Source organism: Pseudomonas sp. MF6751 (assembly GCF_016613265.1).
Taxonomy (GTDB): Bacteria; Pseudomonadota; Gammaproteobacteria; order Pseudomonadales; family Pseudomonadaceae; genus Aquipseudomonas; species Aquipseudomonas fluorescens_BV.
The window spans coordinates 76,483-85,123 of sequence record NZ_JAENSV010000021.1; the positions used below are offsets into that span (position 1 = coordinate 76,483).

The following is an 8,641-nucleotide window of genomic DNA, read 5'->3' on the forward strand; positions in this document are numbered from 1 at the left end:
AACCCGCTGCGGATTCTGCGCGCGGCAGCACCCGAATTATCAGGGATACGTGTAGGGTGGAGATGCACAACCGTCGGACTGTGTAGCACTAGGCTTGTTTTAGACGCTTCATCTCGTCCACAGTCGCCGGTTGATTCCTCCTCCTGACCTTAGCTTTTGTTGAAGTGGTGCCTTTGTCACCACCGCTAACGAGCAGGACGCGTCCGTCGCGATACCGGCCCAATTGGCCGATTTTGCTGGACACTGGAGTGGCCAACCACTCTTGACGCACCTGACACCGACCGTGAGAAGTCGTGTGTGCCGAACGCCGTTTCCGGCAGCCCGGAAACCGACGGTACAACATGAAAAGAATGCTGATTAACGCAACTCAACCCGAAGAGTTGCGTGTTGCACTGGTAGATGGCCAACGCCTCTACGACCTGGACATCGAATCCGGTGCACGCGAGCAGAAAAAGGCCAACATCTATAAAGGCCGTATCACTCGCATCGAACCAAGCCTTGAGGCTGCCTTTGTCGATTTCGGCTCCGAGCGCCACGGCTTCCTGCCCCTCAAAGAAATCTCCCGCGAATACTTCAAGAAAGCCCCTGAAGGCCGCGTGAACATCAAGGACGTCCTGAGCGAAGGCCAGGAAGTCATCGTCCAGGTCGAAAAAGAAGAACGTGGCAACAAGGGCGCAGCCCTGACCACCTTCATCAGCCTCGCCGGTCGTTACCTGGTGCTGATGCCGAACAACCCACGTGCCGGCGGTATTTCCCGTCGCATCGAAGGCGAAGAGCGTAACGAACTGCGTGAAGCGCTGAACGGCCTGATCGCACCGGCCGACATGGGTCTGATCGTGCGCACTGCCGGCCTTGGCCGCAGCAGCGAAGAAATGCAGTGGGACCTCGACTACCTGCTGCAACTGTGGACCGCTATCAAAGAAGCGTCCCTGGATCGTTCCGCGCCGTTCCTGATCTACCAGGAAAGCAACGTGATCATCCGCGCCATCCGCGACTACCTGCGCCAGGACATCGGCGAAGTGCTGATCGACAGCGTTGAAGCCCAGGACGAAGCCCTGACTTTCATTCGCCAGGTGATGCCGCAGTACGCCAGCAAGATCAAGCTGTACGAAGACAGCGTGCCGCTGTTCAACCGTTTCCAGATCGAAAGCCAGATCGAGACCGCCTTCCAGCGCGTGGTCGAACTGCCTTCCGGCGGATCCATCGTGATCGACCCGACCGAAGCCCTGGTGTCCATCGACATCAACTCGGCACGTGCGACCAAAGGCAGCGACATCGAAGAAACCGCCCTGCAGACCAACCTGGAAGCGGCTGAAGAAATCGCCCGCCAGCTGCGCCTGCGTGACATCGGCGGCCTGATCGTGATCGACTTCATCGACATGACCCCTGCCAAGAACCAGCGCGCCGTGGAAGAGAAAGTCCGCGAATGCCTGGAAGCTGACCGCGCTCGCGTGCAAGTCGGCCGCATCTCGCGCTTCGGCCTGCTGGAAATGTCCCGTCAGCGCCTGCGCCCATCCCTGGGCGAGAGCAGCGGCATCGTCTGCCCGCGTTGCAACGGCACCGGCATCATCCGTGACGTTGAATCGCTGTCCCTGGCGATCCTGCGCCTGATCGAAGAAGAAGCCCTGAAAGACCGCACCGCCGAAGTTCGCGCACAAGTGCCGATTCCGGTTGCCGCCTTCCTGCTCAATGAAAAACGCAACTCGATCACCAAGATCGAACTGCGCACCCGTGCCCGTATCGTCATCTTGCCGAACGATCACCTCGAGACGCCGCACTTCGAAGTCCAGCGCTTGCGTGACGACAGCCCGGAAGCCCATAGCGGGCAGTCCAGCTATGAAATCGCCGCGGCTGCCGCCGAAGTCGAAGAAGTCCAGCCAGCCGCTGCGACCCGCACCCTGGTTCGCCAGGAAGCCGCGGTGAAGACTGCACCGGCCCGTGCCAACGCACCGGTACCGACCGAAGCTGCCGCCCCGGTTGCCGCGCCGGCCGCCCTGCCTGAGCCAAGCCTGTTCAAGGGCCTGGTGAAGTCGCTGGTCAGCCTGTTCGCCACCAAGGAAGAGCCTGCTGCCCCCGTTGTGGTTGAAAAGCCTGCCACCGAGCGCCCAGCACGCAATGAAGAGCGTCGCAACGGTCGCCAGCAGAGCCGTAACCGCAATGGCCGCCGTGACGAAGAGCGCAAGCCTCGCGAAGAACGTGCCCCGCGTGAAGAACGCGCACCACGTGAAGAGCGTGCGCCTCGCGAAGCCCGTGAAGACACCCCGACCGTACGTGAAGAACGTGCACCGCGTGAAGAGCGCGCCCCACGTACCCCACGCGCTCCACGTGAAGATCGCAAGCCGCGTGGCGAGCGTGAAGAACGCGTGCGTGAACTGCGTGAGCCTCTGGACGCGGCACCTGCCGTTGCCGCTGCCGCAGCCGTTAGCACTGAAGAACGCCCGGCCCGCCAGCCGCGTGAAGAACGCGCACCACGCGAAGAGCGCCAACCGCGCCCGCCACGTGAAGAGCGTCAACCACGCGCCGAGCAAGCCGCTGCTGCCAGCGAAGAAGAAGTACTGACCGGCGAAGAGCAGTTGCAGGAAGACGGCCAGGACAACGCCGAAGGCGATCGTCCACGCCGCCGCTCCCGTGGCCAGCGTCGTCGCAGCAACCGTCGTGAGCGTCAGCGTGATGCAAACGGCAACGTAATCGAAGGTTCGGAAGAAACCGGCGAGAACCCAGAAGCTGCCAACAACGAGCCAACAGGCGCCGAACTGGCTGCCGGCTTGGCCGTTACCGCTGCCGTTGCCAGCTCAGTCATCAGCGCACCTGCTGAAGCCCAGGCTCACGAGCAAGCCGAACGCGCTACCGCTGCCGTCGAAGACACTGTTGCCGTAGACGCGCCAGCCGCCGAAACCCCAGCGGTTGAAGTGCCGGTTGTTGAAGCGCCAGTCGTTGAAGCCACGACCCCTGTCGAAGCCCCAGTGGTTCCGGAAGTGGAAGTTGCCCCGGTTCGCGATGCACAGCCAGAAACCGACGTGGTTGCCGTTGAACCAGCTCCACCGGTTGAGCCTCAGCCAGTAGTCGAAGCGGCTGTAGAAGCTCCGGTGGTCGAAGAAGCTGCCCCGGCTGTGCGTGAAGTTCGCGAAGAACAGACCGCCTTCCAGTGGACCGCCGAACCGGCTGCACCGGCTGAAGCGCCAGCGCCTGCCCCAGTGGTAGAAGAAGCACCGGCACCGGTTGCTGAAGTCGTCGTCGAGCCAGCCCCAGTGGTTGAGCCTACGCCGGTTGCTGAGCCTGCGCCCGTGGTTGAAGTTGAAGCCCCGGTGGTTGCCGAAGTGGCCGCCCCTGTGGTTGAAGCTGCACCTGCAAGCGCCCTCACCGAAAACGGCCGTGCGCCGAACGACCCGCGTGAAGTGCGTCGTCGCCGCAAGGAAGCCGAAGCTGCTGCAGCCGCAGCCAAGGCGTTAGAGCACGAGGCCCAGGAAGCAGAGCACGAGCCTAAACCCCTCGTCTGATTCCATAAGCCACTAAAAAGCCCCGCCTGAATGATCAGGCGGGGCTTTTTTATGGCTGATTATCTCGACCTGGAATGCGATCACTGTGGGAGCTGGCTTGCCTGCGATAGCGTCGATTCAGCCAGCGTGGCGGTGACTGACACACCGCTATCGCAGCAGAGGTATCTACACAACTTTGTGGGCTGTAACGGCAGACGGTAACCACGATGCGAAGCGAGTCGCTCTTGATCTGCTTTTGATCTTAGGCGCCCCGTCAAACCACGCTGGCCGGAATTCGACAGGGATTTGGAGGGTAAACCGGCAGGGATGCCGGTTTAGCCGCCGTCAGGGCGGAACCCTAAGTGGCCGTTACCGCAGGAATGGATATGTACACAATCCAACTGTGTTGACTGTCAGGCCGCTATCGCAGGCAAGCCAGCTCCCACATTGGACGGTGGTGCGTCAGGTAGATAAGCGCCGGCTATCAGGCCGTTACGGGAGCAAGCTCCCTCGCCACAGGTCCAACGTCGGCTCTAAGTAGATACCTATGGCTATCACAGGCAAGCCAACTGCCACACTTAACCTGCAGTAAAACTCAACCGTTGCGGCACATCCACATCCCAAAGCACACCAGGATCATCTACCTGCACCTCTCGCACCTGTGTTTGTGCAAATAAAGGCCTGGCCCCACGATCCCCACTCAGCGCCATCAGCGCCGGCCCAAACCTGTGATGGAAAGCCACCGGGTGCCCGTACTGCCCGGCAGATACCGGTACAGTGACGCCCTCCACGCAGGCAATCACCCGTTCGATACTCGATGACTGAATAAACGGCATATCCCCCAACACTACCAGCCATCCATCCGCTGCACCGCTGGCCTTGACCGCCGCCGCAATGCTGTCGCCCATACCGCTCGAATCCAGCAGTACAACCTGACAGCCATAAGCCTCTGCCAGGCGGATAACCTCCCCGCGCTCCGGCGACGTCACCAGCCAGCGCGTTACAACACGCTCAGGCAAGTTGCGCAGCACCTGCTCGATGACCGGCCGGCTAACGCCATCCAGCCCCACACACGCGGCGAGCAATTTGTCTTGATCCGCTCCGGCTTCAGCGCGAAAACGACTGCCCTGCCCCGCCGCCAGCACAATCGCCGTCACCGTCACTCGGCCACCACTGCCATCGGTTTTTTCTGCATCGGTGCCACCCCGTTTTTGATCGCAACAATTTCCGCCATCAGCGACAGCGCAATTTCCGCCGGCGTATGGCTGCCGATGTGCAGGCCAATCGGCCCGTGCAAACGTGCGATGGCGTCCGCCGACAGGCCCAGCGCGGCCAGGTTCTCCCGACGCTTCTGGGTATTGACCCGCGAACCGAGGGCGCCGATATAGAAGGCCGCGGAGTTCAGCGCCGTCAGCAACGCCATGTCATCCAGACGTGGATCGTGGGTCAGGCAGACAATGGCCGTGCGCTCATCGGTATGGATATTCAACACCGCCTCGTCGGGCATGCCCGGCACAAAGCGGCCATGCTGGTCTTCCCAGCCGTAGACGAACTCTTCGCGGGGGTCGCAGATCAGCACTTCGAAATCCAGCAGGCGTGCCATTTCCGCTACGTAGCGCGACAGCTGCCCGGCGCCGATCAACAGCAGGCGCCAGCGCGGGCCATAGATGGCGCGCAAGCGTTCGCCGTCGAAGCTCACCACGTCGGTCTTGCTGGCGGCGCTCAACGTCACCTCGCCGGTGGCCAGGTTCAGCTCGCGAGCGACGATCTGATGATCTTCACAACGCGCCAGCAGCGCTTCGACCCAACCCCACTCTTCCACGCGCTCCTCGGTAAGCCGCAGGGTGCCGCCGCAGGGCAGGCCAAAACGCGCCGCCTCGTCGCGGGTGACGCCGTAGGTCACCAACTGCACGGGCGGGCCGTCAGCGGGTAAGCGGCCGTCCTGCAGGCGCGCGATCAAGTCATCCTCGATGCAACCGCCCGACACCGAACCAATCACCACGCCATCACCGCGCAGGGCCAGCATCGCCCCCGGCGGGCGCGGCGCGCTGCCCCAGGTTTGCACCACGCTGTACAACATCACGCGCTGCCCGGCGCGGCGCCATTGCAGCACGCTGCGCAGGACGTTCAGATCCACACTGTCCATCAGGCCTCCGGTAAGTACTGTCGCGCTCACTGTAAACCAAAAATATCGGTTGTATCCCGCCAGAAACGCAAACGCCCCGAACCAGTCGGGGCGTTTGCGGATAGCGTTGGCGTCAGTTCACGCCAGCAGCCACTTACTTGACGACAGGCGCCGGGCCTTCAGCCACGCCCAGGTCATCGAGCTCGCGGGTTTCGGAGATACCGGTACCGCCAGACGCCAACTCGCTTTGCAGCTTGTCGGTGTCCAGTTCCTTGACCCACTTGGCCACAACGATGGTGGCAACTGCGTTACCCACCAGGTTGGTCAGCGCACGGGCTTCGGACATGAAACGGTCGATACCCAGGATCAGCGCCAGGCCGGCAACCGGCAGGTGACCAACGGCCGACAGGGTGGCGGCCAGTACGATGAAGCCCGAACCGGTCACGCCAGCAGCGCCTTTGGACGACAGCAGCAGCACCAGCAGCAGGGTGATCTGGTGAGTGATATCCATGTGGGTGTCGGTCGCCTGGGCGATGAACACGGCCGCCATGGTCAGGTAGATCGACGTACCGTCGAGGTTGAAGGAGTAACCGGTTGGAATCACCAGGCCGACCACGGACTTCTTCGCGCCCAGGCGTTCCATCTTGATCAGCATGCGTGGCAGTGCGGATTCCGACGACGAGGTGCCCAGTACGATCAGCAGTTCTTCACGGATGTAGCGGATCAGCTTCAACACGCTGAAACCGTGAGCGCGGCAGATAGCGCCCAGCACCAGCACCACGAACAGAATGCAGGTGATGTAGAAGCAGATCATCAACTGGCCCAACTGCACCAGGGAACCGACACCGTAGGCGCCGATGGTGAACGCCATGGCACCCAGGGCACCGATTGGCGCGAGCTTCATGATCATGTTGATGATATTGAACATCACATGGGCGAAGCGATCGATGAAGTCCAGCACCGGCTTGCCGTAGGCACCCAGGCGGTGCAGGGCGAAACCGAAGATCACCGAGAACATCAGCACTTGCAGGATGTCGCCGTTGGCGAAGGCGCCCACGATGGTGTTCGGGATGACGTTGAGGATAAAGCCGACGATGCTCTGGTCTTTACCGGCGGTGACGTAGGCCGCCACTTTGGAAGCATCCAGGGTCGCGACGTCGATGTGCATGCCGGCGCCCGGCTGCACCACGTTGACCACGACCAAGCCAATCAGCAGGGCGATGGTGGAAACGATTTCGAAGTACAGCAGTGCATAGCCGCCGGTCTTGCCCACCGACTTCATGCTTTGCATGCCAGCGATGCCGCTGACCACGGTACAGAAGATGATCGGGGCGATGACCATTTTGATCAGCTTGATAAAGCCGTCACCCAGTGGCTTGAGGGCCACGCCGGTCTGCGGGTAGAAGTGGCCGAGCAAAATACCGATAACGATTGCAACGATCACCTGGAAATACAGGGATTTGTAGATTGGCTGACGAGTCGTCATTGCAAAGTTCCTCAATCGTCCCGTGTGGCAAATATCCGCCATTGCCCACGGCACTTGAATTGCGAACCCTCCTGCACTGGAGGGATTTGTTGTTTGCGAAGCCTGTAGGAGCAAGCCTGCGCTGTAATCCCTATCGCAAACAGCGTGCCACTTTGCTTAAACGCGCTGAAGGCCTTTAGACATCAGGGCTTGGGGTTCACGGGCGACTCCGGAGAGTGCAACACAGTGGCGGATTTCCGCCCACTCATCCTGTCTCGTCCTACAATTTGGCGGATATCCGCCTTGTCGCCCCACCGGGTGATGGCTACCATCCGCCACTCCATGGATGAGGCCCTTGCATGCGTGAACGTACCATCGCCAGCCATTACGCCCGAGCGGCACTCGGCGGTGCGCGCCGGGTCGGTTTTGACTACTCGGGGGTGTTGCAGCAGGTGGGCATCACCCCGGAACTGCTGACCGAACCCCGCGCCCGCATCGCTCCAGAGCAATTTACGCGCTTGCTGCAAATGCTCTGGCTGGGGTTGGATGACGAATACCTCGGATTTGCCGAAGGGCCGAGCAAACGCGGCACTTTCGCCATGATGTGCCACGCGCTGATCCATTGCCGCACGCTGGAGAAGGCGCTGGAGCGCGGCTTATTGTTCTATAGCCTGTTCCCCCAAGGCCCACGCTGGCAGCTGACCAAAGAAGGCGACATGGCGCGCCTGAGCCTGGACGACTCACAGCTATGGGACCCGGACCACTTCCTCAGTGAATGCCTGCTGGTGATCTGGCATCGCCTGGGCAGTTGGTTGATCGGCCAGCGTATCCGGCTGCAGCAGGCCACCTTCAGTTACCCGATGCCAGCCCATGCCGGTGAATACGACCTGCTGTTCCCCTGCCCTCAGGTGTTCGGTGCGCCGAACAGCAGCCTGGTGTTTCCCAGCCGCTACCTGAGCCTGCCGCTGTTGCAGGATGAACGCACCCTCAAGCACTTCTTGCAGCGCTCCCCTGCCGACTTGTTGTCCCGGCCGGATGAAGGCGACAGCCTGAGCAGCCAGTTGCGCCGCCTGCTGAGCCGCGACCGCACGCCCTGGCCAGACCTGGAAGCCGTTGCCCAGCACCTGCACATCAGCCCACAGACCCTGCGCCGCCACCTGCGCGAAGAAGGCACGAGCTTTCAGGCATTGAAAGATGAGTTACGCCGGGATATCGCCATTTACCACCTGGGGCGGGCGGATTTGTCTTTGCAGGAGATCGCCGAGCAGTTGGGGTTTTCCGAACCGTCGGCGTTTCATCGGGCGTTCAAGAAGTGGACGGGGTTGACGCCGGGGGCCTACAGAGCGCAGGAGAGTTAGAGGTGTATCGGCTGGGAGGGCCTCATCGCAGGCAAGCCAGCTCCCACAGTTGATCGGGTTTATAAATTTTGATGTGTGAATACATTCAAGTGTGGGAGCTGGCTTGCCTGCGATGAGCATAGGTATCTACACAACTTCGGCACGACGCTAAATCTGTGGCGAGGGAGCTTGCTCCCGTGACGGCCTGGCAGCCGACACAGATATAACTGATGCCCCG

At 61.4% G+C, this 8,641-nt stretch carries 5 protein-coding genes; 2 read left to right on the forward strand and 3 right to left on the reverse strand.

Annotated elements, in window-relative coordinates:
• Positions 1–341 precede the first annotated feature (341 nt).
• Positions 342–3,497, forward strand: a complete 3,156-nt coding sequence (gene rne, locus JJD66_RS17895) for a ribonuclease E (RefSeq protein ID WP_442800178.1) — start codon at positions 342–344, stop codon at positions 3,495–3,497.
• Between the two features lie 557 nt (positions 3,498–4,054).
• On the opposite strand, the gene JJD66_RS17900 is transcribed toward rne, so the two are convergent.
• The 3 genes from JJD66_RS17900 to JJD66_RS17910 form a co-directional block, all read right to left on the reverse strand.
• Positions 4,055–4,639, reverse strand: coding sequence for a nucleotidyltransferase family protein (locus JJD66_RS17900; RefSeq protein WP_198716419.1), 585 nt, complete (start codon positions 4,637–4,639; stop codon positions 4,055–4,057).
• Positions 4,636–5,622: an XdhC family protein gene (locus JJD66_RS17905; protein ID WP_198716420.1), complete on the reverse strand. Its 987-nt coding sequence runs from the start codon at positions 5,620–5,622 to the stop codon at positions 4,636–4,638. The genes JJD66_RS17900 and JJD66_RS17905 overlap by 4 nt, the downstream gene beginning before the upstream one ends.
• A 133-nt stretch (positions 5,623–5,755) precedes the next feature.
• Positions 5,756–7,087 (reverse strand): dicarboxylate/amino acid:cation symporter, encoded by a 1,332-nt coding sequence (locus JJD66_RS17910; RefSeq protein ID WP_003189258.1) that lies wholly within the window; start codon positions 7,085–7,087, stop codon positions 5,756–5,758.
• A 338-nt stretch (positions 7,088–7,425) separates the two neighbouring features.
• Between JJD66_RS17910 and JJD66_RS17915 the strand changes: the two genes are divergently transcribed.
• Positions 7,426–8,424, forward strand: coding sequence for an AraC family transcriptional regulator (locus JJD66_RS17915; RefSeq protein ID WP_105227952.1), 999 nt, complete (start codon positions 7,426–7,428; stop codon positions 8,422–8,424).
• Positions 8,425–8,641: the final 217 nt, after the last annotated feature.